27 protein-coding genes are annotated in these 26,908 nt (G+C 70.7%); 18 read left to right on the top strand and 9 right to left on the bottom strand.

Annotated features, from left to right (window positions below):
• Positions 1-23 precede the first annotated feature (23 nt).
• Entirely contained in the window at positions 24-461 is a 438-nt protein-coding gene (gene arfB, locus MSA03_RS10945) for an alternative ribosome rescue aminoacyl-tRNA hydrolase ArfB (protein ID WP_147051016.1), read from the bottom strand.
• A 51-nt stretch (positions 462-512) separates the two neighbouring features.
• On the opposite strand from arfB, the gene MSA03_RS10940 reads away from it, so the two are divergent.
• Both MSA03_RS10940 and MSA03_RS10935 read left to right on the top strand, forming a co-directional pair.
• The gene (locus MSA03_RS10940) at positions 513-1,166 is read left to right on the top strand and encodes a nucleotidyltransferase domain-containing protein (protein WP_147051015.1); all 654 of its coding nucleotides are present in this window, start codon (positions 513-515) and stop codon (positions 1,164-1,166) included.
• Between the two features lie 198 nt (positions 1,167-1,364).
• Entirely contained in the window at positions 1,365-3,200 is a 1,836-nt protein-coding gene (locus MSA03_RS10935) for a cutinase family protein (RefSeq protein WP_170245487.1), read from the top strand.
• A gap of 2 nt (positions 3,201-3,202) precedes the next feature.
• Here MSA03_RS10935 and MSA03_RS10930 read toward each other — a convergent pair whose 3' ends face one another.
• On the bottom strand, positions 3,203-4,123 hold the full coding sequence (locus tag MSA03_RS10930; RefSeq protein ID WP_147051013.1) for a LysR family transcriptional regulator: 921 nt from the start codon (positions 4,121-4,123) through the stop codon (positions 3,203-3,205).
• A gap of 118 nt (positions 4,124-4,241) precedes the next feature.
• On the opposite strand from MSA03_RS10930, the gene MSA03_RS10925 reads away from it, so the two are divergent.
• The 11 genes from MSA03_RS10925 (at position 4,242) to MSA03_RS10875 (ending at position 16,468) form a co-directional block, all read left to right on the top strand.
• Complete coding sequence (locus tag MSA03_RS10925) at positions 4,242-5,270, top strand: amidohydrolase family protein (protein ID WP_147051012.1); 1,029 nt, start codon at positions 4,242-4,244, stop codon at positions 5,268-5,270.
• A gap of 19 nt (positions 5,271-5,289) precedes the next feature.
• Entirely contained in the window at positions 5,290-5,985 is a 696-nt protein-coding gene (gene ligK / locus MSA03_RS10920) for a 4-carboxy-4-hydroxy-2-oxoadipate aldolase/oxaloacetate decarboxylase (RefSeq protein ID WP_036273193.1), read from the top strand.
• A gap of 1 nt (position 5,986) precedes the next feature.
• A complete protein-coding gene (locus MSA03_RS10915; protein WP_147051011.1) occupies positions 5,987-6,922 on the top strand; it encodes an amidohydrolase family protein in 936 nt (311 codons plus the stop codon).
• Position 6,923: 1 nt separating this feature from the next.
• Positions 6,924-8,222 (top strand): protocatechuate 4,5-dioxygenase subunit alpha/beta, encoded by a 1,299-nt coding sequence (locus MSA03_RS10910; protein WP_147051010.1) that lies wholly within the window; start codon positions 6,924-6,926, stop codon positions 8,220-8,222.
• Between the two features lie 24 nt (positions 8,223-8,246).
• Positions 8,247-9,203, top strand: a complete 957-nt coding sequence (locus tag MSA03_RS10905; RefSeq protein WP_147051009.1) for a Gfo/Idh/MocA family oxidoreductase — start codon at positions 8,247-8,249, stop codon at positions 9,201-9,203.
• A complete protein-coding gene (locus MSA03_RS10900) occupies positions 9,200-10,177 on the top strand; it encodes an aldo/keto reductase (RefSeq protein ID WP_147051008.1) in 978 nt (325 codons plus the stop codon). Before MSA03_RS10905 ends, MSA03_RS10900 begins: the two co-directional genes overlap by 4 nt.
• Entirely contained in the window at positions 10,174-10,881 is a 708-nt protein-coding gene (locus tag MSA03_RS10895; RefSeq protein ID WP_147051007.1) for a substrate-binding domain-containing protein, read from the top strand. The genes MSA03_RS10900 and MSA03_RS10895 overlap by 4 nt, the downstream gene beginning before the upstream one ends.
• A gap of 79 nt (positions 10,882-10,960) precedes the next feature.
• Positions 10,961-12,475 carry a SulP family inorganic anion transporter gene (locus tag MSA03_RS10890; protein ID WP_147051006.1) on the top strand — a complete coding sequence of 505 codons (1,515 nt, stop codon included), beginning with the start codon at positions 10,961-10,963 and terminating at the stop codon, positions 12,473-12,475.
• 103 nt (positions 12,476-12,578) lie between these two features.
• Entirely contained in the window at positions 12,579-14,324 is a 1,746-nt protein-coding gene (locus MSA03_RS10885; protein WP_147051005.1) for a ParA family protein, read from the top strand.
• Between the two features lie 271 nt (positions 14,325-14,595).
• The gene (locus tag MSA03_RS10880) at positions 14,596-15,282 is read left to right on the top strand and encodes an alpha/beta fold hydrolase (protein ID WP_147051004.1); all 687 of its coding nucleotides are present in this window, start codon (positions 14,596-14,598) and stop codon (positions 15,280-15,282) included.
• A gap of 103 nt (positions 15,283-15,385) precedes the next feature.
• Positions 15,386-16,468 (top strand): YihY/virulence factor BrkB family protein, encoded by a 1,083-nt coding sequence (locus MSA03_RS10875; RefSeq protein ID WP_147051003.1) that lies wholly within the window; start codon positions 15,386-15,388, stop codon positions 16,466-16,468.
• On the opposite strand, the gene MSA03_RS10870 is transcribed toward MSA03_RS10875, so the two are convergent.
• The 6 genes from MSA03_RS10870 to MSA03_RS10845 form a co-directional block, all read right to left on the bottom strand.
• Complete coding sequence (locus MSA03_RS10870; RefSeq protein WP_147051002.1) at positions 16,465-17,229, bottom strand: ABC transporter permease; 765 nt, start codon at positions 17,227-17,229, stop codon at positions 16,465-16,467. The two genes, MSA03_RS10875 and MSA03_RS10870, sit on opposite strands and share 4 nt — an antisense overlap.
• A complete protein-coding gene (locus MSA03_RS10865; protein ID WP_147051001.1) occupies positions 17,226-17,984 on the bottom strand; it encodes an ABC transporter ATP-binding protein in 759 nt (252 codons plus the stop codon). Before MSA03_RS10865 ends, MSA03_RS10870 begins: the two co-directional genes overlap by 4 nt.
• Entirely contained in the window at positions 17,981-18,349 is a 369-nt protein-coding gene (locus tag MSA03_RS14570) for a DUF1048 domain-containing protein (RefSeq protein WP_147051000.1), read from the bottom strand. Before MSA03_RS14570 ends, MSA03_RS10865 begins: the two co-directional genes overlap by 4 nt.
• 1 nt (position 18,350) lies before the next feature.
• Positions 18,351-18,692: a PadR family transcriptional regulator gene (locus MSA03_RS10855; protein ID WP_028497229.1), complete on the bottom strand. Its 342-nt coding sequence runs from the start codon at positions 18,690-18,692 to the stop codon at positions 18,351-18,353.
• Between the two features lie 102 nt (positions 18,693-18,794).
• Entirely contained in the window at positions 18,795-19,217 is a 423-nt protein-coding gene (locus tag MSA03_RS10850; protein WP_147050999.1) for a hypothetical protein, read from the bottom strand.
• 33 nt (positions 19,218-19,250) lie between these two features.
• Positions 19,251-21,140: an alpha-amylase family protein gene (locus MSA03_RS10845; protein ID WP_147050998.1), complete on the bottom strand. Its 1,890-nt coding sequence runs from the start codon at positions 21,138-21,140 to the stop codon at positions 19,251-19,253.
• A gap of 81 nt (positions 21,141-21,221) precedes the next feature.
• Here MSA03_RS10845 and MSA03_RS10840 point away from each other — a divergent pair, with 81 nt between their 5' ends.
• The 3 genes from MSA03_RS10840 (at position 21,222) to MSA03_RS10830 (ending at position 23,728) form a co-directional block, all read left to right on the top strand.
• Entirely contained in the window at positions 21,222-21,587 is a 366-nt protein-coding gene (locus tag MSA03_RS10840; protein WP_028497232.1) for a VOC family protein, read from the top strand.
• 94 nt (positions 21,588-21,681) lie between these two features.
• Complete coding sequence (locus MSA03_RS10835; protein ID WP_051526413.1) at positions 21,682-22,176, top strand: hypothetical protein; 495 nt, start codon at positions 21,682-21,684, stop codon at positions 22,174-22,176.
• 58 nt (positions 22,177-22,234) lie between these two features.
• A complete protein-coding gene (locus tag MSA03_RS10830) occupies positions 22,235-23,728 on the top strand; it encodes an L-serine ammonia-lyase, iron-sulfur-dependent, subunit alpha (protein ID WP_147050997.1) in 1,494 nt (497 codons plus the stop codon).
• 181 nt (positions 23,729-23,909) lie between these two features.
• On the opposite strand, the gene MSA03_RS10825 is transcribed toward MSA03_RS10830, so the two are convergent.
• Positions 23,910-24,953: a putative endonuclease domain-containing protein gene (locus tag MSA03_RS10825; protein ID WP_147050996.1), complete on the bottom strand. Its 1,044-nt coding sequence runs from the start codon at positions 24,951-24,953 to the stop codon at positions 23,910-23,912.
• Positions 24,954-25,317: 364 nt separating this feature from the next.
• On the opposite strand from MSA03_RS10825, the gene MSA03_RS10820 reads away from it, so the two are divergent.
• Positions 25,318-25,773 carry an Hsp20/alpha crystallin family protein gene (locus tag MSA03_RS10820; protein WP_147050995.1) on the top strand — a complete coding sequence of 152 codons (456 nt, stop codon included), beginning with the start codon at positions 25,318-25,320 and terminating at the stop codon, positions 25,771-25,773.
• Between the two features lie 115 nt (positions 25,774-25,888).
• Positions 25,889-26,899: a DUF2804 domain-containing protein gene (locus MSA03_RS10815; protein ID WP_147050994.1), complete on the top strand. Its 1,011-nt coding sequence runs from the start codon at positions 25,889-25,891 to the stop codon at positions 26,897-26,899.
• Positions 26,900-26,908 lie beyond the last annotated feature (9 nt).

Genomic DNA, 26,908 nt, shown 5'->3' with positions numbered 1-26,908 from the left:
CCGGGGATGCTCTCGCCGCCGGCTCAGTCGATCGGCCGGCGGCGCAGCTGCTTGATGTCGGTGCGCCGCTGCTTCTCGCTCAATCGGCGCTCCTTGGCACCGCGAGTCGGCTTCGTCGCTCTCCGCGCCGCCGCAGGTGGGCGAAGGGCGTCCGCCACGATGGACGCCAATCGCTCGCGCGCCGCGTCGCGGTTCCGCAGCTGCGCACGGTGCTCGGATGCCGCGATCGTCAGCACGCCGCGGACCAGTCGGCCGCTCAGCCGATCGAGCACACGTTCACGCTGGTGCGGCGAGAGCGCAGCCGAACCGGCGGCATCCCAGCTGAGCTCCACGCGGGAGTCCGCCGTGTTCACGCCCTGCCCGCCCGGGCCCGACGACCGCGAGAAGCGCCACGAGAGCTCCGACTCGGGGATCGTGACCCCGGCCGTGACCCGGAGGCCCGGGCGGTGCGGACTGGCCATGGACCCATCATCCTCCGTCAGCGAAGCGTGACCGAGATTAGGCTCGTCCCCATGGCATCCCCCGCACCGACCCCCGCGACGCCCTGGGAGCGACTGGCGCCCGACGCCGTGGCGGCCCTCCTCGCGGGGACACCCGCTCGGTGGTGGCTCTCCGGGGGCGCGGCGCTGGACCGCTGGCTCGGTGCCCCGATCCGCGAGCGCGGGAACACCGACGTGAGCACCACCTCCCGCGACCTGGCGCGGCTCATCGAAGCGCTGCCTGCCGGGTTCACCGCCTGGGCGATGCTCGACGAGGACGACCTCGTCCGGTTCGACGAGGCGCCCGAGGATGCCGACATCCAGCCCGTCCTCATCCATGACGACAAGAAGGGCGCGCGGGTGCTGCAGGTCAACGTCGAGGACGGCATCGACCGGGCCTGGCTCTACCGCCGCGACCCGCGGCTGCAGCTGCCGTGGGACCGCGCCGTGCTCGATATCGACGGCATCCCGACCGGCGCCCCGGAAGTGCAGCTGGTCTGGAAGGCGCTCCGCCCCCGCCCCGAGGACGAGGTCGACAAGGATGCCGTCCTGCCGACGCTCTCGGATGAGGCCCGGGCGTTCTACGAGACGGCCCTCCTGCGCATCCATCCCCACTCGACGTGGGCCATCCACGTGCGGAGCCCGCTCACACCCGCGAAGGCCAGCTGGAACCGCAAGAAGAGCTGACGCGGGCCCCACACACCCACGTGCGTCGTCTTCCCGCGCATTCGATATGTTGTAGCCGTGAGGGCGCGGCATCTCACGATCACCCCCCGGATCGACGTCACCCGAATGGCGCCCTGATCGCCTGCGCCACGGAAGGTGAGCATTGTGGCGCGCGCTCGTGCAACGACGAAGTTGATCTGGACGGCAGGGTCGGCGGCGGTGCTGGCCGTTGCGCTCCTCGTCACGTACCTCGTCGTCTTCGCGCAACCTCAGTACGGACGGTTCGATCAGAAGATCGAAGCCCGCTGCGCTCCGCTGGTCGTCCTTGCCTTTCGCGGGAGCGGGGAGGGGAACCTCACCGCAGGGGAGACGAGCAACGCCGGCGCTGCGTTCCGCTACGGCGAGTCCGAGCTCGTCACCAACGGCTGGGAGGGTGTCACCCTCGACGGGCTGTTCGATGCACTCTCGACGACGGTCTACGAGGGGTTCACCGCCGACCGGATTCCGGTCGTGCCGATCGGGCCCGCCGGCGCGGATCAGCCGTTCGGGTATGACGCGATCGCGGCGATCACCGAGGCCAGCACCCTCGACTCGGCGCTGAGCTTCTCGGCATCCCGGCTGCTGCACTCCGCCACCCGCGGGGCGGAGGCCGCGACGCACCTGATCTCGGAGTACCTCGCCGGCTCGGAGGGATGCCCCGTGCAGCCGAAGTTCGTCGCGGTCGGCTACTCGCAGGGCGCGATGGCGGCCCGGCACACGGCGGAGCTGAATCCCGACTCCGTGCTCGGCGTCGTCAACATCGGGGATCCCTACCAGAAGCCCTACGGCCTCGGGGTGCGCGCCGCCGGGATCGGCGGCATCGGGATCATCCGATGGAAGGCCGACGAGGCGCAGGGCGCCGGCCTCGATGCCTACTACCGGGCGCGCGATCTCGGGTCGGCGATCTGCCATGCCGGTGACCCCATCTGCGAGTTCACCCCGCTCGAGGGCCTCTTCAAGCTGGCGACCGGCGCCTACGGCGACCATCTGGACTACTACTCCGACGCGTTCCCCGAGGAGGCGTCCGAGGACGCGCTCGAGATCGCCAAGCTCGCGTACCGGGAGTGGATGCTGGCGCTCGACGCGCGCGACGCGGGCGAGACGGTGTCTGTGGGGGAGGCTGCGGACGCCGCGGCGAACACGCGGCTGCGCGCGGTGTCACTCGCCTACGCCGGAACCCCCACCCTGGTCTCCGCGTTCTCGCCGGAGCTGGCCGGCACCGGCGCCCGGTACGAGTTCGACCTCGACGGCGACGGCATCTACGAGACCGTCTCTTCGAGCGGCTTGGCGTGGGCGACCTTCGACAGCGCCGGAACGCGGACCGTCGCGGTGCGGGTCGTCGACTCCGCCACAGGTGCTGTCGCACAACACTCGACGAGCGTCGAGGTCGAGCCGAGCGAGGCCGGAGAGATCCTGTTCGACGCCCGCGGCCGGCTGATCACGCCCGCGCCCGCGGCGGAGGCCCCCGGGTCGGACCCGGTGGTGACGCCGGTGGCGCGTCCGGTCACGCCGTCGACGCCGCCGGCGCCGTCACAGCCGGCGCCGCGCATCAGCCCGGCGCCCGCCCCCGCTCCGGCGCCCGCCCCGGCGCCGTCCCCCGCTCCGGCGCCCACACCCGACCCCTCTCCCGCGCCGCAGCCGAATCCGACGCCGACGCCGACCCCGACGCCGACTCCGGATCCCACCCCGACGCCGACCCCGGATCCCACCCCGACGGTCACGGTCGAGCCCTCCCCGGTCCAGCCCGGCGGCGCCCTCACGATCCGGGGAGAAGGCTTCCCGCCGAGCATGCCGGTGCGGCTGTCATCCTCCCTCTTCGAGCAGATGGCCGAAGCCGACGACACCGGTGCGTTCTCCGCAGAGATCCCCGTCGACGAGTGGGCCGAGCCGGGCACGTACGAGCTCGTCGTCGAATCCATCGAAGGGATGGACGTGCCGCCCGAGTACGCCGACCGGTACCCGTTCCGGTACGTGTACGAGTTCGTCGTCGCTCCGGCCGAGCCGGCGCCCGCGTAGCGTCAGCCGCGCGGGCTACCCGCCTCCTCTGCGGGCGCGGAGACCGCATCCGAGACGAGTTGCCGGAACCAGCGCTGCGCGGGGGACAGGCTCGTATCGCTGCGCGTGTAGAGCGAGACCGGCGTGCTCTGTCCCGGCCACGGCAGGTCGGCGATGCGGAGGCTCGGGAACCAGCCGCAGAACACCTCGGCGACGTGACGGGGGAGGAAGACGACGAGATCCGTCGCCTCGAGAACGGCGGGAACCGTCGAGTACTCCTCGATGGTCAGCGCCACCTGCGGCATGAGCCCGTGCTCGGTGAGGGCCTGGAGCGGGAAGACATGGCCGCCGCGCACCGAGACGCGGATGAACCGGCGACCGGCGAACATGTTCGGCCCGGTCGGCGGCAACGGGTGCGCGCCGGACGACAGCGCGACGTACTCCACGCTGCGCACCCGCGTCCGCCACAGCCGGGGCGTGCCCATCAGGGAGACGGTCAGCGCGAGGTCGATCGTGCCGCGGACGAGACCGTCCTCGACCTGGTCGGAGTCGAGCCGCTCCACCTTCAGCCGCGCGCGGGCGTCCTCGCGTGAGAGAGCGGCCATGATCGGCGGGAGGAAGGTCTGCTCGCCGATCGAGGTGAGACCCAGTGCCAGGTCGCCGGTGAAGCCCACCGGGTCGAACGTGTCCGGGTCGTTCACCGTGGCGTCGATCTGGGCGAGGGCCTCGTGCAGGGGGCCGAACAGCTGCACGGCCCGCGGGGTAGGGGCCATGACGTGTCCTTCACGGCGGAAGAGGTCGTCGGCGAAGCGCTCGCGCAGTCGGGCGAGCGTGTAGCTCACCGTCGGCTGGGTCACGTGGAGCTGCTCGGCGGCGGCGGTGAGACTCCGCTGCTCGTACAGCACCACGAACGTGCGCAACTGGTTCAGATCCGCCCAGGCCATGAATAGATCATATCTATTCGGCAGACGCTCTCCATCTATTGGACCATTACTCGCAACGCGCCTAAAGTCGGGTGCAAGCACCCCGGCAGTGACAGGCAAGTGACAAGGACGACACGCGTTGATCATCGACATCCACGGCCACTACACGACGGCCCCCGCACCCCTGGGTGCCTGGCGCGACCTGCAGATCGCGTTCGCCGACGGCAAGGGCGAGGCGCCTAACCCGGCTGACCTGCACATCAGCGACGACGACATCCGCGAGACGATCGAGGCCAACCAGCTGAAGCTCATGAACGAGCGCGGCAGCGACGTCACCGTCTTCAGCCCGCGCGCGTCCTTCATGGCCCACCACATCGGCGACTTCGCCGTGAGCGAGACGTGGGCGCGCATCTGCAACGACCTCGTCGCACGCGTCGCGCAGCTCTTCCCCGACCGCTTCCTGCCGGGGGCGATGCTCCCGCAGTCGCCCGGCGTCGACCCCCAGACCGTCCTCGCCGAGCTCGACCGCGCGGTGAACGACCTCGGCGTCGTCACCGTCAACATCAACCCCGACCCTTCCGGCGGGCTGTGGACCGCGCCGCTGCTGACCGACAAGAGCTGGTACCCGCTGTACGAGAAGCTCGTCGAGTACGAGCTGCCGGCGATGATCCACGTCTCGACCTCCTGCAAGCCGCAGTTCCACACCACCGGCGACCACTACCTCGGCGCCGACACGACGGCGTTCATGCAGCTGCTCAAGGGCGACCTCTTCCGCGACTTCCCGGACCTGAAGTTCGTGATTCCGCACGGCGGCGGCGCGGTGCCGTACCACTGGGGACGCTTCCGCGGCCTCGCCATGGCGCTCGGCAAGCCCGAGCTCGAAGAGCACCTGCTGAACAACGTGTTCTTCGACACGTGCGTCTACCACCAGCCGGGCATCAACCTCCTCACCGAGGTCATCCCGACCGACAACATCCTCTTCGCGAGCGAGATGATCGGCGCCGTCCGCGACATCGACCCCCGCACGGGCCACTACTTCGACGACACGAAGCGCTACGTCGATGCCACCCCCAACCTCACCGACGACGAGCGGGTCCAGGTCTTCCAGGGCAATGCCCGCCGCGTCTACCCCCGACTGAACCGCGCCCTCGCCGCCCGCGGCCTCTGAGACCCACCCGGAGAACCACATGACCCGCCTGAACAACCTCGGCATCGTCCGCACCACCATCGAACGGCCCGACCCGGCCGACGTCGCGCGCCTGTCGCAGTTCGGCGTCGCCACGATCCACGAGGCGATGGGCCGTGTCGGGCTCCTCCGTCCCTACATCCGTCCCGCCTACAGCGGTGCGAAGCTGTGCGGCCCTGCGGTCACGGTCCTGCTGCAGCCCGGCGACAACTGGATGTTCCACGTCGCCGCCGAGCAGGTGCAGGAGGGCGACGTCCTCGTCGCCGGCTGCACGACGGAGAGCGAGGACGGCTTCTTCGGCGAGCTGCTCGCCACGTCGCTCACTGCGCGCGGATGCAAGGGCCTCGTCATCGACGGCGGCGTCCGCGACGTCGCCGACCTCGAGAAGATGGATTTCCCGGTCTTCTCCCGCGCCATCAACTCCAAGGGCACCATCAAGGCGACGCTCGGCTCGGTCAACGTCCAGGTCGTCGTCGCCAACGCCGTGGTCAACCCCGGTGACGTCGTCGTCGCGGATGTCGACGGCGTCGTCGTCGTCCCGCGCGAGCTCGTCGGCGCGGTGGCGGATGCGTCGCAGAAGCGCGAGGACCTCGAGGAGTCGAAGCGGCAGAAGTTCCGCGACGGCGTCCTGGGCCTCGACCTCTACGGCATGCGCGAACCGCTCGCGAAGGCCGGCCTCGAGTACGTGGAGGACTGACATGGCACACGGAGACACGAGCGGCGGCTTCGAGAAGACGCCCGGCTGGCTGGACTGGTACGACGGCCCGACCACGCCCACGTTCACGTTGCCCGCCGGCGCCGTCGACGCGCACTGCCACGTCTTCGGTCCGGGGGAGCAGTTCCCCTATGCGCCGGAACGCAAGTACACCCCGTGCGACGCCTCGGCCGACCAGCTCTTCGCGCTCCGCGACCACCTCGGCTTCGACCGCAACGTGATCGTCCAGGCGACCTGCCACGGCGCCGACAACCGCGCTCTCGTCGACGCCCTGCAGCGCAGCGGCGGGCGCGCCCGCGGCGTCGCGACGGTGCGCCGCGACGTCACCGACGAGCAGCTCGCCGAGCTGCACGCCGCCGGCGTCCGCGGCGTCCGCTTCAACTTCGTCAAGCGCCTCGTCGACCGCGTGCCGACCGAGTCGCTCGGCGAGATCGTGGAGAAGATCGCCCCCCTCGGGTGGCACGTCGTCATCTACTTCGAGGCCGAGGACCTGCCCGAGCTGTACGACTTCTTCTCCGCCATCCCGACCGACGTCGTCGTCGACCACATGGGCCGGCCGGACGTCACGAAGGACCCCGACGGAGCCGAGTTCGGCCTGTTCCTGCGCTTCATGCGGGAGAACCCGAACGTGTGGACCAAGGTGTCCTGCCCGGAGCGACTCTCCGCGACCGGCCCGCGGGCCCTCGACGGGGAGCAGAATGCCTATACGGATGTCGTTCCGTTCGCCCGTCGCGTCGTCGAGGAGTTCCCCGACCGCGTGCTGTGGGGCACCGACTGGCCCCACCCCAACCTGAAGGACCACATGCCCGACGACGGGCTGCTGGTCGACTTCATCCCGCACATCGCCCCCACCGCCGAGCTTCAGCAGAAGCTCCTCGTGGACAACCCGCGCCGTCTTTACTGGCCCGAAGGAAACTGACATGGCACTCGACAAGCCGTACAAGAACGTCCCCGGCACGATCATCTTCGACGCCGAGCAGGCCCGGAAGGGCTACCAGCTCAACCAACTCTCGATGTCCCTCATGAAGCCGGAGAACCGCGAGCGGTACCTCGCCGACCGCGAGGCGTACCTCGACGAGTGGGACCTCACGCCGGTCGCCCGCCAGGCGGTGCTGGATCTCGACCTCAACGCCATGATGGCCGAGGGCGGCAACATCTACTTCCTCAGCAAGATCGGCGCCACGCACGGGCTGAGCTTCCAGCAGATGGCCGGCTCGATGACCGGGATGAGCGAGGCCGCGTACCGCGACATGATGATCGGCGGCGGACGTCGTCCCGAGGGCAACCGCCTCAAGGACCTCGACGGCTGGACGCCGCCGAGCACCGAGAAGTCCGAGGTCATGCGCCCGGACGCGCCCGCCAAGTACACCTCCGCACTGTTCACCTCGCACGTGCCGGCGATCGGTGCGGCGATGGACCTCGGCAAGACCGAGGAGCCGTACTGGAAGAAGGTGTTCGACGGGTACACGTGGACGCGCCAGTGGGCCAAGGAGAACACTCCCGACGTCGTCATCCTCGTCTACAACGACCACGCCACCGCGTTCGACGCGTCCATCGTCCCCACCTTCGTGCTCGGCACGGGCGCGGAGTACCCGGTCGCAGACGAGGGCTACGGTCCCCGTCCGGTGCCCGACGTGAAGGGCTACCCGGAGTTCGCGGCGCACCTCGCGCAGTCGATCATCCAGGACGACTTCGATCTGACCCTCGTCAACGAGATGGTCGTCGACCACGGACTCACGGTGCCGCTCTCCCTCGTGTTCGGCGACGTGGAGGAGTGGCCCTGCAAGGTCATCCCGCTCGCCGTCAACGTGGTCCAGTACCCCGTTCCCTCGGGCCGCCGCTGCTACGAGCTGGGCCGGGCCCTGCGCCGTGCCCTCGACAAGTGGGACGGCGAGGAGCTCAACGTGCAGATCTGGGGCACCGGCGGTATGAGCCACCAGCTCCAGGGCCCCCGCGCCGGCCTCATCAACGCCGAGTGGGACAACGCGTTCCTCGACCACCTCATCGCCGACCCGCTGGGCCTCACCGAGTGGTCGCACATGGAGTACGTCGACGAGGCGGGATCCGAGGGCATCGAGCTCGTCGACTGGCTCATCGCGCGCGGCGCGATGGACGACCAGTTCGCGGGCGGGGCGCCGTCGGTCGATCACCGGTTCTACCACGTGCCCGCCTCGAACACCGCGGTCGGCCACCTCGTGCTGAGCAACCCCGGCGCCTGACGCCATCCCAAGGAGACATCCGCAATGAGCAATGACAAGGTCCGCATCGCCGTCGTCGGCGCCGCCGGCGCGTTCGGCATGAAGCACCTCGACGGGCTGGTGAACATCGAGGACGCAGAGGTCACCGTCGTCAGCGCGACGAGCGCGGAGAAGGCGCAGGCCGTCGCCGACCAGTACGGCGTCGCGAACGCCGTCGTCGGCCTGGACGCCGTGCTGGAGCGGGACGACGTGGATGCCGTCATCCTGGCGACCCCCACGCAGCTGCACGCTGCGCAGTCGCAGGCCGTGCTCGCCGCCGGCAAGCACGTGCAGGTCGAGATCCCCCTCGCCGACTCGTTCGCCGACGCCGAGGCGACCGTCGCGGCCGCCGATGCGTCCGGCAGGATCGCGATGGTGGGGCACACGCGCCGCTTCAACCCGTCGCACCAGTGGGTGCACGACAAGATCGCGGCGGGCGAGTACAACATCCAGCAGATGGACGTGCAGACCTACTTCTTCCGCCGCACGAACACCAACGCCAAGGGCGAGGCCCGCTCGTGGACCGATCACCTGCTGTGGCACCACGCCGCCCACACGGTCGACCTGTTCGCCTACCAGGCCGGCAGGATCGTGCAGGCGAACGCCGTCCAGGGCCCGATCCACCCCGAGCTCGGGATCGCGATGGACATGTCGATCCAGCTCAAGAGCGAGACCGGCGCGATCTGCACCCTCTCGCTGTCGTTCAACAACGACGGCCCGTTCGGCACCTTCTTCCGCTACATCGGCGACACCGGCACCTACATCGCCCGGTACGACGACCTCGTCAACGGCAAGGAGGAGCCGATCGACGTGTCGCAGGTCGCCGTCAGCATGAACGGCATCGAGCTGCAGGACCGCGAGTTCGTCACCGCGATCCGCGAGGGCCGCGAACCCAACTCGTCGATGCGCCAGGTGCTGGACTGCTACCGGGTGCTCGGGATGCTGGAGGAGCAGCTCGCGTGAACCTGCCTCGCCTCGGCCTGGGATGCATGAATCTCAGTCACGCCTACGGTGTGCCGCCGACCCCCGAGGAGGGCCTCGCGGTCGCGCGTGCCGCGCTCGACGACGGCATCCGGATGCTCGACACGGCCACCCTGTACGGCGGCGGCCGCAACGAGGAGCTCGTGGGACGCGCGATCGCCGGACGGCGTGACGAGGTCGTTCTCGCCAGCAAGGGCGGCATGGCGATGGTCGACGGCGTCAAGGTGATCGACGGGCGCCCGGCGACGCTGCGCGCCCATGTCGACGCGTCGCTGGGCCGCCTCGGCGTCGACCACATCGATCTGTACTACCTGCACCGCTGGGACAAGAAGGTGCCGATCACCGACAGCGTCGGCGCGCTCGCCGAAGCGGTGGATGCCGGCAAGATCGGCGCGATCGGCCTGTCCGAGGTGTCGGTCGCCCGCCTCCGGGAGGCCCAGGCGGTGACGCCGATCGCGGCTGTGCAGAACGAGTACTCGCTGTGGACCCGCAACGCCGAGCTCGGCATGCTCGAGGCCACCCGTGCCGACGGGATCGCGCTCGTCGCGTTCTCTCCGGTGGCGCGCGGCTTCCTCGCCGACGGCGTCGCCGACCCCGGCGCCCTCGCGCCGAAGGACATCCGCCGCGCCATGCCCCGATTCCAGCCGGAGCACTGGCCGGCCAACGCCGCGCTGCTGCCGCAGTGGCGCGCGCTCGCCGCCGAGGCCCAGTGCACGCCCGCGCAGCTGGCGCTCGCCTGGCTGCTCTCGCGCGGCGACCACGTCGTGCCGATCCCCGGCAGCACCCGCGCCGCGCACGTGCGCGAGAACCTCGCCGCCGTCGACGTCGTCGTCGACCCCGGGCTCCTCGCGCGCGCCGGCGAGCTCATCTCGCACGTGACCGTGTCCGGCTCGCGGTACAACCCCGTCGGCAACGCCGAGGTCGACGCCGAGACGTTCGAGGAAGCCGCGGCATGAAGGCCATCTCCTCGATGGCGACGCGCCACGTGCTGGCGGAGCTGACCGAGGCGGCCGTCACGGCGGGGCTGCCCCGCGTGGACGTCGACTCCGTCGGGGGAGTGGATGCGGCTCAGCGCGTGGCCGCGGGGGAGCAGCTGGACCTCGTCTTCCTCGCCTCCGATGCGCTGGACCGCCTCGCCGCCGACGGCCACGTCGACGCCGCGTCCGTCGTCCCGCTCGTGCTGTCGCAGGTCGCCGTCGCCGTGCCCTCCGGCCGTGACGACCCGGCCGAGCGACCCGACGGCGCGGCGTTCCCGGACGCCGGCGGTGTGCGCGACGCGCTCCGCGACGCGCAGCGGATCGGCTACTCGACGGGTCCGAGCGGGACCGCCCTGGTCGCGATGATCGAGGAGTGGGGGCTCATGGCCGAGATCGGCGACCGCCTCGTGCAGGCGCGCCCCGGCGTCCCCGTCGCGCGCTCCCTCGCCGACGGCGACGTCGACCTCGGCTTCCAGCAGCTCAGCGAGCTCGTCGGGCAGCCGGGCGTGCGGATCCTCGGTGTCCTGCCCGCGGACTGCGCGATCGACACCGTGTTCTCGGGCGCCGTCGCGGCGACGGCATCCGACCCCGACGCTGCCCGCGACGTGCTCGCCTTCATGGCCTCCGCCGCCGCGTCGGGCATCAAGACGGCGCACAGCTTCGGGGTCCCGGCCGCGTCGTAGCCGTCGCCGGCCGAGCGTTACCGTAGAAGGTCGCGGGCGTCGCACCGCGCGCCGCGCCCGACCGCCTTGGAGCCCCCCGATGACCGATGCCCTGCCCGTCCGGGATCCCGCGAGCCGCTACCGCATCGAGCCGACGGTGCTGCAGGCGCTGCGGAGCCCACGCATCCTGACGCGCGAGGTGCTCGCCGGGCTCGTCGTCGCCATCGCGCTCATCCCGGAGGCGATCGCGTTCTCGATCATCGCCGGCGTCGACCCGCGCCTCGGGCTGTTCTCCTCGTTCATCATGGCGGTGGCGATCGCCTTCCTCGGCGGCCGCCCCGCGATGATCACCGCCGCCACCGGCGCCGTGGCCCTCGTCATCGCCCCGGTCGCCCGCGAGTACGGGATGGACTACTTCGTCGCCACCGTCCTCCTCGGCGGCGTCATCCAGATCGTCCTCGCCGCGCTCGGCGTCGCGAAGCTCATGCGCTTCATCCCGCGATCGGTCATGGTCGGGTTCGTCAACGCGCTCGCGATCCTGATCTTCGCCGCGCAGTTCCCGCAGCTGATCGACGTGCCCTGGCTCGTCTACCCGCTCGTGGCCGTCGGGCTGCTCATCATGTACCTGATGCCGCTGATCACCCGCGCCGTGCCCGCGCCGCTGGTCGCGATCGTCCTGCTCACCGCCGCGGCGGTCGTCTTCGGGCTGAACGTCCCGACCGTGGGCGACCAGGGTGCCCTGCCGGAGAGCCTGCCCGAGCTGCTGCTGCCGAACGTCCCGCTCACGTGGGAGACGCTCGGCATCATCGCCCCCTACGCGGCCGCGATGGCCGTCGTCGGGCTCCTCGAGTCCCTGATGACCGCGAAGCTCGTCGACGACATCACCGACACCCACTCGCGGAAGACGCGCGAGGCCTTCGGGCAGGGCGCCGCGAACGTGCTCTCCGGCCTGTTCGGCGGCATGGGCGGCTGCGCGATGATCGGCCAGACCATGATCAACGTGAAGGCCTCCGGCGCCCGGACGCGCATCTCCACGTTCCTCGCCGGCGTCTTCCTCCTGATCCTCGTGCTCGTGCTGGGGGACGTCGTCGCCGTCATCCCGATGGCCGCGCTCGTCGCCGTCATGATCGTCGTGTCCGTCGCGACGTTCGACTGGCACAGCATCCGCCCGTCCACCCTGAAGCGGATGCCGAAGAGCGAGACCGTCGTCATGCTCGCCACCGTCGCGGTCACCGTCTGGACGCACAACCTCGCACTGGGTGTCGGCGTCGGGGTGCTCGTCGCGATGGTCGCGTTCGCCCGCCGGGTCGCGCATTTCGTGAGCGTGCGCCGGACGGTGGATGAGGACGCCGACGTGCTGACCGTCCGCTATACGGTCGACGGCGAGCTCTTCTTCGCGTCCAGCAACGACCTGACGACCCTCTTCGAGTACTCCCGCGACCCCGACCGCGTCGTCATCGACATGTCCCGCTCGCACATCTGGGATGCCTCGACCGTCGCCGCCCTCGACGCGATCGTGACGAGATACGAGGCGCGTGGTGCGCAGGTCGTCCTCGAGGGCATGAACGATGCGACGACGCGCATGTACGGCCGGCTCACGCAGGGCAGCGCCTGACACACGCCGCCGCGGCGCGCAAGGACCCCGGTTTTCGCGGCGGGTCGCGATAGCGTGGAAAGAGCGTCCACGGGCGGCGACATCCGTCGAAAGGGAAACTCCGATGAACTCAGGCACCGAACCGGCCCGCGCCCACGCGCGCGTGACGGGAGAGTCCGCCGAGTTCTCCACCCCGCGCGGCGACGTCGAAAGCCTGACTGCCGCCGATGCCGATGGCATCCGGCACCTCATCCTGGCGCGTGCGCGCGAGGAGGCCGTCCTCTCCGGCGCCCCCATCGAAGTGCTCACGAGCGGCGATCACGGCGAGCACCATCTGATCGTGGATGCCGACGGCACGCTCAGCGTCCGGACCAGTGAGAAGACCGTCACGCGGGCCGAGTTGCGCGAGCAGGCGTGGTGGACCACCGAGCCCGCGCCGAGCACGGAGCCTGCGCCGAGCGAGGAGCCCGCGCCGAGCACCGAGCCCGCGCCGAGCGACTGGACCGCGGCGCTCGACGCCGGGGATGACGACGACCTCGATGCGCCGGGGGAGGCGGACCCCGCGCCGGTCGCGTTCGATCTCGGGACGCCGCAGTTCGCGTTCGCGCTCCCGGACGACATCGGCCCGTACGAGCCGTCCACACCCCTGGGCGAACCGGATGCCGATGAGGACGACGAGGACATCGACGACGTCGAGGATGCGCCGTCGCCGTGGGCGCCGGTCTCCGCCGACGCGCCGGCCGCGCTGGACGCGCCCTCCGAGCCCGCGGACGCGCCGGCCGAGCCTGCGGACCCCATGATCGAGTCCGACGAGCCTGCGGGCGCGCCGTCCGGCTCCGCGGACGAGCCTGCCGAGCCCTCCGAGCCCCTCGTGATCCCGCCCGCCATGCCCACCGGGCTCACCGACATCCCGCCGGTCCCCGTCCTGTCCGGTCCGCTCGCGACGTCCGGCGAGAGCGCCCGCCCCTCCTTCATCGAGCCCGCCGGGGAGCACCCCGCGAAGCTCGACGGCTGGCGCGCGTTCCTCGCGCAGCTCGGTCTTCCGATGCGGCCATCACGGGCCGCGATCGAGCGCGCCGCGCGGGAGATGGCCGTCTCGCGGCACTGGGCCGGCTGCCGGACGATCGCCGTCGCCAACGGCAAGGGCGGCGTCGGCAAGACGATGACCACGGCGGTCCTCGCCGCCGTCTACGCGCGCCACGGCGGTGGCACGGTGCTGGCGTGGGACAACAACGACACGCGCGGCACGCTGGGCTGGCGCACCGAGCAGGGCGACTACGACACGACCATCCGCGACCTGCTGCCGCAGGCCGCGAAGCTGCTGGAGACCACGGCGTCGGTCTCCGACATCGCCCGGTACGTCCACCACCAGAGCGTCGACCGCTACGACGTGCTCCGCTCCAACCCTGAGCTCCTCGCTGCGGATCAGCGGATCACGACGGCCGACTTCGACCTGCTCATGCAGGTCGCCGCACGGTACTACCGCATGGTGATCTTCGACTCCGGCAATGACGAGTCCGCCGACCGCTGGCTGCGGATGATCGACTCCGCGCACCAGCTCGTGGTGCCGACGCTGGCCGCACCCGAGTCGGCGGAGTCCGCAGCGCTTCTCCTGGACGCGCTGCGTCGCCGCGATGAGCACTCCCGCCGGCTGGCCGAGAACGCCGTCGTCATCGTCAGCCAGTCCGAGCGTTCGAACGCCGCCGCCGTGCAGGAGATCGCCGAGGGGTTCGTCGGTCACGTGCGCGCCGTCGAGGTCATCCCGTTCGACGACGCGCTCAAGGCCGGCCGCATCCGCTACGGCAGCCTGCAGCCGAAGACGCGCGACGCGTGGATGCGAGCCGCCGCGGCCGTCGCCGACGGTCTCTGAGCCGGCTGAACCGACGGTAAGGAGAGGCGGCCCAGAATCAGGGGCACCCGAAGCCTCGTCCGACCTGGGCCGCCGTCCCACAGCTCGATGACCCGAACATCTCCGCCGAGGGCATGACCAATCTAGCCGTGATCGTCGATCCAGCCCGGGGCTTGACGGGGACGGTGGGAGGCGATACGCCCCCCTCGCGCCGGGCGGCTCTCCGGCACCGGGCACAATGGAAGGGGCGGGGTCCGCAGACCGGACGGCGACCCCACAGCGAAAGGGAACCATGTCGATCACCGAGCGCCAGATCTTCGAACCCGATGGCCGCGCCATCCCGTACGTCGACGAAGGAACCGGTCCGGCGCTCCTGCTGCTGCCCGCGCGCGGCCTCGACATCACCTACCTGGGAACGCTCGCGAGCGTGCTCGTCGAGGAGGACTTCCGGGTCGTGCAGGTCGGTGCGCGCAGACCTGGCGCCGACGCGCTCACGATGCACGACCTCGCACAGGATGTCGTCGACGTCATGGACCATCTCGGCGTCGAACACGCCTGGATCGGCGGGCACGCCTTCGGCGGCGCCGTCGCGCGCACCGTCGCGCTCGATCACCACGACCGCGCGAACGGCGTGCTGCTGCTGGGCGTCGACGCCGGCGAGACGGAGTCGTCGTCCGGCTCCGTCCCCGACCACGAGTTCCTCGCCCGCGCCCGGGACACCGCGATCGACGCGGTGCAGGCCGCCGCGCTCGCCGCCACACCCGAGCCGGAGTGGGCCGCCATCGCGCCGGGACTCCCGGCCCTCATCATCCAGGGGACCGACGACCGCATCACCCCGGCGGCCGGTGGCCGGCGTCTGCAGGCCAGTGCCGCCGACCGCGCCACCCTTGTGGACATCGACGGCGGCGGCCACCTCTTCGTCTCCACCCACGCCGGGCACACGGCGGCCGTGATCGAGGACTACCTCGACTGGGACTGACCGCCTCCTGCCATAGCCGCGGGCTCGTCCGCAAGCCCCTCCGCTGACGCCCGGACCCCTCGCACAGTGAACGCTCGCACGCCGTTCTCCGCGAAAGGGCCCCATGTCCACGCAGCAGCAGTCCCAGAACACCCCGAACACCGAGAGCACACGGACGGACGCCCCCGCCCCGGACTCCGGTGACAAACCGGACAGCCCCGCGCAGCTCGAGAAGCGCTCCTGGAAGTATGTGCTCCGGAAGACGATCCGGGAGTTCACCGCCGACCAGTGCACCGACGCGGCAGCGGCACTGACCTACTACGCCGTCCTGTCGCTCTTCCCGGCGCTCCTCGCGATCTTCTCGCTGCTGGGCGTGCTCGGGCAGAGTCGCGCCGCCGGCGATGCCGTCCTCGGCATCGTGGACGACGTGGCCCCGGGCGACGTCGCCGACGCCTTGCGCGCGCCCATCGAGCAGATGGCGCAGTCATCCGGAGCGGGTCTGGCCCTCATCACCGGCATCCTGCTCGCGCTGTGGTCGGCGTCCGGGTACGTCGGAGCGTTCAGCCGGGTCATGAACCGGATCTACGAGATCGAGGAGGGCCGGCCGTTCTGGAAGCTGCGGCCCATGCAGCTGCTCGTCACCGTCGTGACGGTGGTGTGCCTCACCCTCGTCGCGATCGGGCTCGTCCTCTCCGGCGACGTCGTGGATGCCGTCGGCTCGGCGATCGGCGCCAGCGGCGTCGTCACGACGCTCTGGAACATCCTCAAGTGGCCGGTCATGCTGTTCATCGTCGTGTTCCTGGTGGCGCTGCTGTACTACGCGACGCCGAACGCGAAGCAGCCGAAGTTCCGCTGGATCAGCCTGGGCGCGCTGCTCGCGATCATCATCCTCATCCTCGCGACGGTGGGCTTCGGCCTGTACATCGCGAACTTCTCCAACTACGACCGCACTTACGGATCCTTCGCCGGGGTCATCATCTTCCTGCTGTGGATCTGGATCGCCAACCTCGCACTCCTGTTCGGCGCCGAGTTCGACGCCGAGCTCGAGCGGGGACGACAGCTGCAGGCCGGGATCGATGCGGAGGTGGACATCCAGCTCCCGGCGCGGGACACCCGCACGAGCGACAAGCGTGCCGCGAAGGAGAAGGCGGATGTCGAGGAGGGCCGTCGTATCCGCGTGGAGCACGACGACCCCGACGCGTCCTAGCGGATCTTCCGGCGGTACACCGCGATCGCGCCGGCGTAGCCGATGACGAGGATCCCCACGAGCCAGGCGAGGGCGATCCAGATGTCGCCGCCCACGGGCTCCTGCGCGAACAGCGCCCGCAGGGTGTCGACGATGGATGTCACGGGCTGGTTCTCCGCGAACCAGGCCACCGGACCGGGCATCGATTCGGTGGGCACGAAGGCCGAGCTGATGAACGGCAGGAAGATCAGCGGGTAGCTGAAGGCGCTCGCCCCGTCGACCGTCTTGGCCGAGAGGCCGGCGATGACCGCGATCCACGTCAGGGCGAGGGTGAAGAGGATCAGGATGCCGGTGACGGCCAGCCATGCCAGCACGGACGCGCCGGTGCGGAACCCGACGAGCAGCGCCACGCCGACGACGACGGCGATCGAGACGAAGTTCGCCGCGAGCGAGGTCACGACATGCGCCCAGAGCACGCTGGATCGCGCGATGGGCATGGATGGGAACCGCTCGAAGATGCCGCCCTGCATGTCGAGGAACAGCCGGTACGCGGTGTAGGCGACGCCGGAGGCAATCGTGATGAGCAGGATGCCGGGCAGCAGGTAGTCGACGTACGCGTCGGCCGAGCCGGTCTCGATCGCGCCGCCGAACACGAACGTGAACAGCAGCATGAGCGCGATCGGGGTGACGGCGGTCGTGATGATCGTGTCGGGGCTGCGCAGGATGTGCCGCAGCGACCGGCCGGTGAGGATGGCGGTGTCGCCGAGGACGTGTGTGGTCATCGGTCTGCCTTTCCGGTGAGCGCGAGGAAGACGTCCTCGAGCGACGGCTGCTTCTGGACGTACTCGACCTCCGCGGGCGGCAGGAGGCGTCGCAGCTCCTCGAGGGTGCCGTCCTGGATGATCCTGCCGTCGTGCAGGATCGCGATGCGGTCGGCGAGATGCTCGGCCTCATCGAGATACTGCGTGGTCAGGAGGACCGTGGTGCCGGCCCCCGCGAGGTCCTTCACGGTCTGCCACACGTCGAGCCGCGCCTGCGGGTCGAGCCCGGTGGTGGGCTCGTCGAGGAAGATGATCGGCGGGTCGCCGATGAGGCTCATCGCGATGTCGAGGCGTCGGCGCATACCGCCCGAGTAGGTCGCGGCCTTCCGGTCCGCGGCCTCGGTGAGGGCGAAGCGCGCGAGCAGCTCGGCGGCGATGGCACCGGGGTTCTTCAGGTGACGCAGTCGCGCGACGAGCACGAGGTTCTCCCGGCCGGTGAGCACGTCGTCGACGGCGGCGAACTGTCCGGTGAGGCTGATGGACTCCCGGACGTCGCCGGCCTCGCGCACGACGTCGAAACCGTGGATGCTGGCCGTCCCGGCATCCGGCGCGAGCAGGGTCGAGAGGATGCGCACGAGAGTCGTCTTGCCCGCGCCGTTGGCGCCCAGGAGAGCGAAGACGGTTCCGCGCGCGACCGCGACGTCGATTCCCCGCAGCACCTTCACGTCGCCGAAGGACTTCTCCAGTCCCGCGACGTCGATGGCTGCGGCGGTCACGGTCGTTCCTCGCCTTCGGCATCCTCGATCGCCTTCGTGAGGCGAGCGCGCTCCTTGTCGATCCACTGCGTGCCGGTGTAGGCCTGCGCGAACGTCTCGGCGAATTCGACGGGGTCCGGCCCGACGATGTCGCGGACGGGTGTGCCGTCGGCGGCGGCGCGCTCCCACAGGTCGGCGAGGTCGCCCAGCATCGTGATGAGGGTGTCGCCGTCGGTGACGCCGCCGTAGTACATGAAGTATCGGTGCAGCGCCTTGGCTGCCGTGGCGTAGGGCCCCGGCAGCGCGTCGATGCGGGCCTTGTCCTGCTTGTACTGCTTCTTCTGCTCCAGCGACCCGGTGAGGGCCTCGATCCATTTGGCGGCCACGTCAGTTCTCCTCTTCAGGGTGGGTGGGGCGGAGGTGCTCGATGCGGTCCGAGAGGAAACCCCATGTCCTCCAGAACTCTGCAAGCTGGTCTTCTCCCCGCGCGTTGAGGGAGTACACCTTGCGCGGCGGGCCCTTCTCCGAGGGCACCTTCTCGACGTCGACGAAGCCCCGTTGCTCGATGCGGATGAGGAGGGCGTAGACCGTCCCCTCGACGAGGTCGGTGAAGCCCTGCTCGCGGAGTCGCGCCGTGATCTCGTAGCCGTATGCGGGCTGCGTGGAGAGGATGGCGAGAACCACCCCCTCGAGGGTGCCCTTGAGCATCTCCGTCATCTGGCTCGCCACGAGCGGCTCCCGTCTACTCAGTCTTGCTGACTACCGGTAGACGGTAACACTGAGTACCGGTAGTTGGCAATACCGACTACCGGAACGGAAGCGACGTCGAGCTCAGCTGCAGAGTTCGGCGAACTGCGTGGTCGCGGACTGGATCGACTCGGCGACCTGGGCGAACTCGTCGTTCGCGACGAGGTCCTCGACATCATCGGTGGCCCCGAGAGCCGTGGCGAAGGCGCGGACGCCTGCCCGGAAGTCGGACAGGGCGGCCGTCACCTCCGCGTTCGTGATCTCGGGAGCCAGCTCGTCCAGCTCTCCCTCCATCCTGGACATCACCTCGGCGGCGCCGGTCAGGTCACCGTCCTCGGACAGGCTGTCCTGCGCCTCCGCGAGACCGCCCTGGATGTCGGCCATCCCATCGGAGAGGACGAGGCAGGCCTCCTCGACGCTCTGGCTCCCATCGACGGTGGAGCAGCCGGTCATGCCGAGGAGTCCGAGACCGAGTGCGAGGGCGGCGGCGAGGGCGGACGGACGCATGCGGGGATCTCCAGGGTGGGCGGAACAGTCAGGTTACAGCGGTCGCACGCGCAGCCACACGAAACCGTGCGGCGGGAGGGCGAGGCCCTCATCGAGGTCGACGTCCACGCCGAGCACGAGATCGTGTGCCATCCGATCGAACCCCGACAGCGTCAGCGGATCGATGAGGCTCTGCTCATCGCCGACGTTCGCGAGCACGAGCACGACGGTTCCCTCGCCCGGTCGCTGATAGCCGAGCACGGCGGGGTCGGGCGTGCGGAAGCCGACGAGCGCGTTGCCCGCGAACTCCGCGGCGCCGGCGCGTGCGGAGATGAGCTTCGTGAGCCGGCGGTGCACCCGTCCCGCGGCGGTGTCGGCGGTCAGTCGCTCGGCGTACCGGTCCCGCGGCCGGTTGCCACGGTGCACCCAGCGGGAATCGCTCCGCCGGTCGGGATCGTCCGTGTAGGTGTAGTCGTTGAGCTGCGCAACCTCGTCGCCGAGGTACAGCAGCGGGATGCCGCCGGTGGACAGCGCGATCGCGTGCGCGAGGACGACCCGATCCTCGCCGCCCGGGTCGCCGGCTTCGACACCGGCGAGGGATGCCGTGGTCCCGGCGACCCGCGCATCGCCGGTGCGCGGGTTCTCCTGGAACGGGACGCCCCGCGCGAAGGTGCCCTCGTGCCGGCCGACGTAGAAGTCGTTGAGGAATCTGCGGTGCGCGTATCCGTCGATGCCGAGCTCGGCGGCATCCTCGTCGGCGAACGTCCATCCGATGTCGTCGTGACTGCGCACGTAGTTGACCCACGCCGTGTGCGGCGGCAGGTCGTGCCGTCGCTCCAGCGCCTGCTGGAGGAGGCGCGCGTCGCGGGTCGCGAGCGCCTCCCACGTCAGCGCCATCTGCAGCGGGTTGTACGAGAGCTGGCACTCCCCGGGGGAGACGTAGGTCAGCACCTCGTCGGGGTGCACGATGGCCTCCGATTTGAAGAGCGTGCCCGGCGCCGCCATCGCGAGCAGCGCGTTGAACGCCTGCAGCAGCAGGTGCGCCTCGGGGAGCGACTCGCACGGGGTGCCGAGGCGCTTCCAGATGAAGGCGACGGCGTCCATCCGCAGCACCTCGACACCCTGGTTCGCGAGGAAGAGCATCTCGCCGGCCATGGCGCGGAACACGGCGGGGTTCGCGTAGTTGAGGTCCCACTGGTACGAGTGGAATGTCGCCCACACCCACCGGCCGTCCTCGAGCTGCACGAAGGACCCGGGGTGATCCTCCGGGAAGATCTCGCGGGTCGTCTCCTCGTACGCGTCCGGCATGGTCCGGTCGGGGAAGATCAGGTAGAAGTCCTCGAACTCGGGGTCGCCCGCGTACGCCTTCCGCGCCCACTCGTGCTCGTCGCTCGTGTGGTTGAAGATGAAGTCGAGCACGAGCGAGATCCCGGCCAGGCGCAGCTCCGCCGCGAGATCGGCGAGCTGCGCCATCGAGCCCAGGCTCGGATTCACCCGGCGGTAGCTGGACACCGCGTAGCCGCCGTCGTTCGGGCCCTCCGGAGCGTCGAACAGCGGCATGAGGTGCAGGTAGGACAGTCCGAGCTCGCGGAAGTAGGGGATCTGCTCGCGGATGCCGGCGAGATTCCCGGCGTACCGGTCGACGTAGCAGACGCCGCCCAGCATCCGCTCGGACTGGAACCAGTCCGGATCCTCGGCGTGCCGGCTCCCGCGCACCCGCAGATCGAGCGGGCGGGCGTTCCACGACGCGGATGCCAGCGTCACGATCTGCGCGAGCTGCTCCTGCCCGTCGGGGCGCTCGCCGTAGAGGCGGGTGAACAGGCCGTGGAGGCGGGGGAACTGCTCATCGAACCGCCCCAGGAACGCCTCGTCGACGCGCCCGGACGCATCGGCGGCGGACAGGGCGGCGGCGCGGTCCGCATCGACCGTGGTGAGCGTGGTCATTGGCGTGTGCTCCTCCTGGCATCCACACTAGAGGGAGGCCGTCGCACGGGCGACGGACTCCGCGGGGAGGAAGGACCGCCGATGCATCTCGTCCAGGTCGCGCAGCACGCCGATGATCTCGACCGCGCCGCCGATTTCTACACGGTGCTGCTCGGGGAGCCGCCGGTCGCCCGTTTCGACCCGCCGGGTCTGCTGTTCTTCGACCTCGGCGGCACGCGCCTCCTGCTCGATCGGAACGCGCCGACCGCCCTGCACTACCTGCGCGTCGACAACGTGCACGAGACCATCGAGCGTCTCGCCGGCGTCGCCGACGTCGTCACGCAGCCGCACGTGATCTTCACCCACGACTCCGATCTGCTGGGGCCCGAGGGTCACGAGGAATGGCAGGCGTTCATCCGCGACACCGAGGGCAACACGGTCGGGCTCATCGCCTTCCAGCGCCCCTGACCGGTATCAGGCGCGGGGCCGGCCGCTCCTTCTGTGTGACCCGTGGGGGACGGGTCACAGCATCCGCATCGCGGATCGAACAGGGGGAGGCGCCATGGCGCTCAAGGGCAATCTCATCGCCATCATCGGTCGGATCCATCCGGCCATCTACGACGTCGTGTTCCCGCATGGGCCGATCGTCGACGTCGCGCACTCGGCGAAGTACGCGCACCGGCTCGCCGAGCTGAACCCGCAGCCGTTGCCGCCGCGGCAGATCTTCGCGGGCATCGAGACGGGCGCGCTCGTGGGGCACGAGCTGGTCCGGGCGGCCGGTATGGCGAAGGCGTTCGGGCTCGAGTTCGCCTTCGACATCGTGGACATCTGCCCACCGCCCCGGCCCCGCCCGCCGTGGCCGTGGCCGTTCCCGTGGCCGCCGCGTCCGTACCCGTGGCGGGTGACCGAGATCGACCCCGAGTTCGACCACGGCTACGCGCTGGGCCTCGGCGCGGTGCTGGAGGCGACGGCGGACGTCTGGCAGCAGCTGCCCGGCGGGGGATTCCTGGAGGAGCTGTACGGCGCGGCGAGCGAGCTGGCTGCCCGCGAAGGCTGACGACGCACCGGATGCCCCGATCGGAGACGACCGGGGCATCCGCGCGTAGCCTGGGAGCATGAGCGCCTACGTCTCGGCGTTCGAGCTGTTCTCCATCGGTGTAGGACCCTCGAGCTCCCACACGGTCGGTCCCATGCGGGCGGGCCGCGACTTCGCCGCGCGCCTCCGCGCGGAGGGGCAGCTGGCGAGCGTGTCGCGAGTGCGCTGCGTGCTGTACGGATCGCTCGGAGCCACCGGCATCGGTCACGGCACACCGGATGCCGTCGTCGCCGGGCTCGCGGGGCTCGAGCCGGAGACGGTCGACCCGGCCGCCGTGCGGGCGGCGTGGACGGACTGGCCGGAGAGGCAGGCGCTGCGCCTGGACGGCACGCACGAGATCGCGTTCGCGAAGACCGACGTGGAGTTCGCGCCGCGGACGCGGCTTCCCGGGCATCCCAACGCCATGACGCTCACGGCGCTCGCCGCGGACGGCGGGGTCGTGGCCGAAGACACCTACTACTCCGTCGGCGGCGGGTTCATCCGCCGCGAGGGCGAGCCGCCGCGTGTCGCATCGCGCGAGTTCCCGCTGCCGTTCGACACCGCCGAGGAGCTCATCGCGCTCTGCGACGAGCGCGGGATCACGATCGCCGAAGCGGCGCGCCGGAACGAGGAGGCGCTGCGCCCCGAGGAAGAGGTCGCGGCGGGGCTGGATCGCATCTGGGACGCCATGGCGGCGTGCGTCGATGCGGGTCTCGCCGCCGAGGGTCAGCTGCCCGGGATGCTGCGGGTGAAGCGCCGGGCCGGCGCGATCCGGGCACAGCTCGAGGAGGCGGAGGCCGATGGCCGCCGCGAGCTGCCGGGGGAGTGGCTGGGGGCGTTCGCGCTCGCGGTCAACGAGGAGAACGCCTCGGGCGGACGCGTCGTGACGGCGCCGACGAACGGCGCCGCCGGGATCGTCCCGGCCGTCGCGATGTACTGGTGGCGGTTCCTCGCCGACTCCGGGCTCGGGTCGGGGAACGCCGTGACGCCCTACGGGGAGCTCGTCGGGTCGGCGCTGCTGGGCTTCCACGCGCCGGAGGATGCGCCCGTGCCCGGCACGGATGACGCGAAGGCCGTCGCGGACGCGAACCGCCGCCGCGGCATCCGGCGCTTCCTGCTGACGGCGACGGCGCTGGGGTCGCTCTTCAAGGCGAACGCGTCGATCTCCGGCGCCGAGGGGGGATGCCAGGCCGAGGTCGGGTCGGCGTGCGCGATGGCCGCCGGCGGTCTGACCGCCGTCATGGGCGGCACGAACCGGCAGATCGAGAACGCCGCGGAGATCGCGATGGAGCACCACCTCGGGCTGACGTGCGACCCGGTCGGCGGCCTCGTGCAGATCCCGTGCATCGAGCGCAACGCGATCGCGGCGTCGACGGCTGTGACCGCCGCGCGCCTCGCGCTCCGCGGCGACGGCAGCCACTACGTCTCGCTGGATGCCGTCGTCGAGACGATGCGCCAGACCGGGATCGACATGTCCACGAAGTACAAGGAGACGAGCGAGGGCGGCCTCGCCGTCAATGTCATCGAGTGCTGATCCACCGCCCTCGCGGGGTTCGGTGGCCTCGGGCGGGCCCATGCGGCACGGACTGACCCTCTTGTGGTGACCCGGGGCTCGTGCGCGGGGTTTGGTGTCAGTTCGTGCCGCCTCCGGCGCTGGGATGCGGCGTGGACTGACCCTCTTGTGGTGACCCGGGGCTCGTGCGGGGGGTTCGGTGTCAGTTCGTGCCGCCTCCGGCGCCGGGATGCGGCGCAGACCGACCCCTTTCTGGCGTCGCCTGCGCGGGCGGCCGCCATCCGCGCCGCAGCAGGGCTGCGCGCACGAGCGCGACCGCCTGCGGCTGCCATCCGCGGATGTGCGTCGAGGTCAGCCTGACGACTTCCCAGCCCTGGGCGGCGTAGGCGGCGTACTTCTCGATGTCGCGGTTCCACTGCTGCCGCATCGTGCGGTGGTGGTCGCCCTCGACCTCGACGACGGTCCGGTACCCGGGGTAGACGAGGTCGCTGATCCCGAGCAGCCGGCCGCTCTCCGTGCGGATCGCGACGTCCAGTTCGGGTTCGGGCAGCCCGGCGTCTTCGGCATCCAGGCGGAAGTCCGTCTCGAGGGGCGACATGCTGCCGACGCGCACGCGGTCCAGCGCCCGCAGCAGTGCGGCGCGGTGCCGACGCCCGGGGACGAGCGCGGCGGCGCGGAGGTCGTCGATCGTCGCGAGGCGGGCCTCCGTGCGGTGCCGCCCCCGGTCGTCGCGCGGCACGCGCACGGCCGCATCGCCGACCCGCACGAGGTCGCGCTCGCCCAACCGGCCCGCGAGCGTCGCCCAGGTCGACGCGGTGTCGGTGAGGCGCAGGCCGTCGCGCTCGATGATCCTCGCCTGGCTCGGAGCGAGCTTCACGCCGTGGATGCCGGTGCGCCGGGGCGCGCGGTGGGGAGGCGGCACGCCGACGCAGAGCTCCGGCCCGTGCGGCACGCCGAGGCCGAGGATGACGCCCGCCGTCGCGCCGACGAAGAACGCCGCCTGTGGCATGAGGAGCGCGTAGGCTCCCGCCCGCCGGAGCACGTCGGCGCGCACGGCGCGATCCAGTGCGAGCGGGCCCGCGTCCTCGATCTCGGCACTGGACGGCGGGCGCAGCCGGACGCCACGGAACGGCGTCTCGAGGTCGCGCGCGCGGAGCCGGCGCGGCGTCGCGCCGGCCGCGAGCGCCCCGCGGCAGGTGAAGGCGTCTGCGAGATCGGGCGGCAGCGGGCGCGGCGTGATCGGCATCCTTCACCTTCGTCCGCTCGGGGACGCGCGCGACCGCAACCCCGTCGATCGGGGGACGTATTGCCTCTGCTGCCCGCCGGGGAGGAAGCGGCGACGCCGGCCCCGCAGAATGGGGGCGCTCCGCGCCGCCTCGCGGGCATCGAGGCGACCCGAACTGACACCCTTCCGGCGGGGCCGGGAGGAGACATTCACGCTCGGCCAGCAGAGAGGAAACATCCTCGAACAACAAGGTCCAATACCCCCCCTCACCAGGCTCGTTCGCCGTGCGCGAACGACTGGCACTCTCTGTGGCCGAGTGCTAATCTGGGCTTAGTTGAGTCGATGTGACTCAACTCTTGAGACCAGAAGACACAAGGAGAGAACAATGGCCACGTACGACCCGTTCCGTGACCTCGACCGCCTCGCGTCGAGCCTCTTCGACACCCGCCGCGGCCCGCGTCGCATGCCGATGGACCTCTACCGCGACGGCGACCACTACGTCCTGTCCGCCGACCTGCCGGGCATCGACCCGGGTTCGGTTGACATCGACGTCGACGGCCAGCTGCTCACCATCCGCGCGGAGCGCACCCTCACCCAGGGCGAGGGCGTCAAGTGGATCACGCGCGAGCGTGAGGCCGCCAGCTTCCTGCGCCAGCTGAACCTCGGCCAGGGCATCGACACGGAGAGCATCGCCGCGAACTACAGCAACGGCGTGCTCACGGTGACGATCCCGGTGAGCGAGAAGGCCAAGCCCCGCAAGGTCGAGGTCGTCGCCGGCAACGAGGCGCCCACCATCAAGGCGCACGAGAGCTCGGAGGAGCCGCAGCCGATCGAGCAGTGATCGACGCGCACCCCGATACACCGCACAACCGCCCCGTGTCCACAGGACCGGGGCGGTTCTGCGTGTCGCCCTAGAATCAGGGCACCCGCACACCGGACCTTCAGCAAGGACGCCGATGCCCGATCTCCGCCCTCTTCCCGAGCGCGAGCTCACCGCCGCCGTACCCCTCACCACGCCGGACGGTCGACGGCTCAATCCGGATGCCGTCGGCTGGGCGCGCAGGCCGCTCGTCGACACGTCGGGCATCGACGGCCGCCGTCGCTGGGGCCGGAACAAGCGCTGGGAGTACTGGAACGTCATGACCCCCACGCACATCGTGGGGTTGACGCTCTCCTCACTCGACTACGCGGCCGTGCACGAGATCTGGGTGTTCGAGCGGGGCACCGGCCGCCAATGGGGAAAGAGCGCGACCGTCATCCCGGCGAAGGAGGTCCAACTGCCGGCGAACCTCGGCGGCGGACTGTCTCTCGCCGGCGCCCGCGACCTCGCGATCACCGTGACTCCGACGGGGGACGGGCAGACCTGGCGGCTGCACGGCGCCATCCCGGGCGTCACGTTCGACATCACGGTGACCCGCCCGGAACGCCACGACTGCCTCGCCGTCGTCGTGCCCTGGTCACCGCGACTGTTCCAGTACACGGTGAAGGATGTCGCGCTGCGCGCCGCCGGCACGATCACGGTCGACGGGGTCGCGCACCCGGTGCCCGCGGACTCCTGGGCCGTGCTCGACCACGGCCGCGGGCGATGGCCTTACGACATCCGGTGGAACTGGGGCGCCGGCGGCGGCATCTCCCACGGCCGGACGATCGGCATCCAGGTCGGCGGAAAGTGGACCGCCGGGACCGGATCGACCGAGAACGCCGTCGTGATCGACGGGGTCCTCCACAAGATCTCCCAGGAGCTCGAGTGGACATATGACCTCGCCGAGCCGCTGCGCCCGTGGCGCGTACGCGGCGGGGGACTCGAGGCGACGCTCACGCCCTTCCACGACAAGCGCTCGGCGACGAACCTCGGCGTCCTGTCCTCGCGCACGGACCAGTGCTTCGGGGTCTGGTCGGGGACGTTCGAGGGCATCCCGTTCGACGGCATCGAGGGCTTCGCCGAGGACGTCCACAACCGATGGTGAGGCCCCTAA

The organism is Microbacterium saccharophilum, from assembly GCF_007992455.1.
GTDB classification, from domain to species: domain Bacteria; phylum Actinomycetota; class Actinomycetes; order Actinomycetales; family Microbacteriaceae; genus Microbacterium; species Microbacterium saccharophilum.
The sequence above is the reverse complement of the archived record's forward strand: the minus strand, read 5'-3'. Positions and strand labels throughout refer to the sequence as shown.

Coding starts and splice junctions, on each gene's coding strand:
- MSA03_RS10905 (WP_147051009.1), top strand. CDS start 8,247: ATGAGCAATGACAAGGTCCGCATCGCCGTCGTCGGCGCCGCCGGCGCG.
- MSA03_RS10820 (WP_147050995.1), top strand. CDS start 25,318: ATGGCCACGTACGACCCGTTCCGTGACCTCGACCGCCTCGCGTCGAGC.
- MSA03_RS10930 (WP_147051013.1), bottom strand. CDS start 4,123: ATGGCCTGGGCGGATCTGAACCAGTTGCGCACGTTCGTGGTGCTGTAC.
- MSA03_RS10840 (WP_028497232.1), top strand. CDS start 21,222: ATGCATCTCGTCCAGGTCGCGCAGCACGCCGATGATCTCGACCGCGCC.
- MSA03_RS10825 (WP_147050996.1), bottom strand. CDS start 24,953: ATGCCGATCACGCCGCGCCCGCTGCCGCCCGATCTCGCAGACGCCTTC.
- MSA03_RS10885 (WP_147051005.1), top strand. CDS start 12,579: ATGAACTCAGGCACCGAACCGGCCCGCGCCCACGCGCGCGTGACGGGA.
- MSA03_RS10870 (WP_147051002.1), bottom strand. CDS start 17,229: ATGACCACACACGTCCTCGGCGACACCGCCATCCTCACCGGCCGGTCG.
- MSA03_RS10910 (WP_147051010.1), top strand. CDS start 6,924: ATGGCACTCGACAAGCCGTACAAGAACGTCCCCGGCACGATCATCTTC.
- arfB (WP_147051016.1), bottom strand. CDS start 461: ATGGCCAGTCCGCACCGCCCGGGCCTCCGGGTCACGGCCGGGGTCACG.
- ligK (WP_036273193.1), top strand. CDS start 5,290: ATGACCCGCCTGAACAACCTCGGCATCGTCCGCACCACCATCGAACGG.
- MSA03_RS10880 (WP_147051004.1), top strand. CDS start 14,596: ATGTCGATCACCGAGCGCCAGATCTTCGAACCCGATGGCCGCGCCATC.
- MSA03_RS10915 (WP_147051011.1), top strand. CDS start 5,987: ATGGCACACGGAGACACGAGCGGCGGCTTCGAGAAGACGCCCGGCTGG.
- MSA03_RS10875 (WP_147051003.1), top strand. CDS start 15,386: ATGTCCACGCAGCAGCAGTCCCAGAACACCCCGAACACCGAGAGCACA.
- MSA03_RS10890 (WP_147051006.1), top strand. CDS start 10,961: ATGACCGATGCCCTGCCCGTCCGGGATCCCGCGAGCCGCTACCGCATC.
- MSA03_RS10850 (WP_147050999.1), bottom strand. CDS start 19,217: ATGCGTCCGTCCGCCCTCGCCGCCGCCCTCGCACTCGGTCTCGGACTC.
- MSA03_RS10830 (WP_147050997.1), top strand. CDS start 22,235: ATGAGCGCCTACGTCTCGGCGTTCGAGCTGTTCTCCATCGGTGTAGGA.
- MSA03_RS10895 (WP_147051007.1), top strand. CDS start 10,174: ATGAAGGCCATCTCCTCGATGGCGACGCGCCACGTGCTGGCGGAGCTG.
- MSA03_RS10845 (WP_147050998.1), bottom strand. CDS start 21,140: ATGACCACGCTCACCACGGTCGATGCGGACCGCGCCGCCGCCCTGTCC.
- MSA03_RS10835 (WP_051526413.1), top strand. CDS start 21,682: ATGGCGCTCAAGGGCAATCTCATCGCCATCATCGGTCGGATCCATCCG.
- MSA03_RS10815 (WP_147050994.1), top strand. CDS start 25,889: ATGCCCGATCTCCGCCCTCTTCCCGAGCGCGAGCTCACCGCCGCCGTA.
- MSA03_RS10940 (WP_147051015.1), top strand. CDS start 513: ATGGCATCCCCCGCACCGACCCCCGCGACGCCCTGGGAGCGACTGGCG.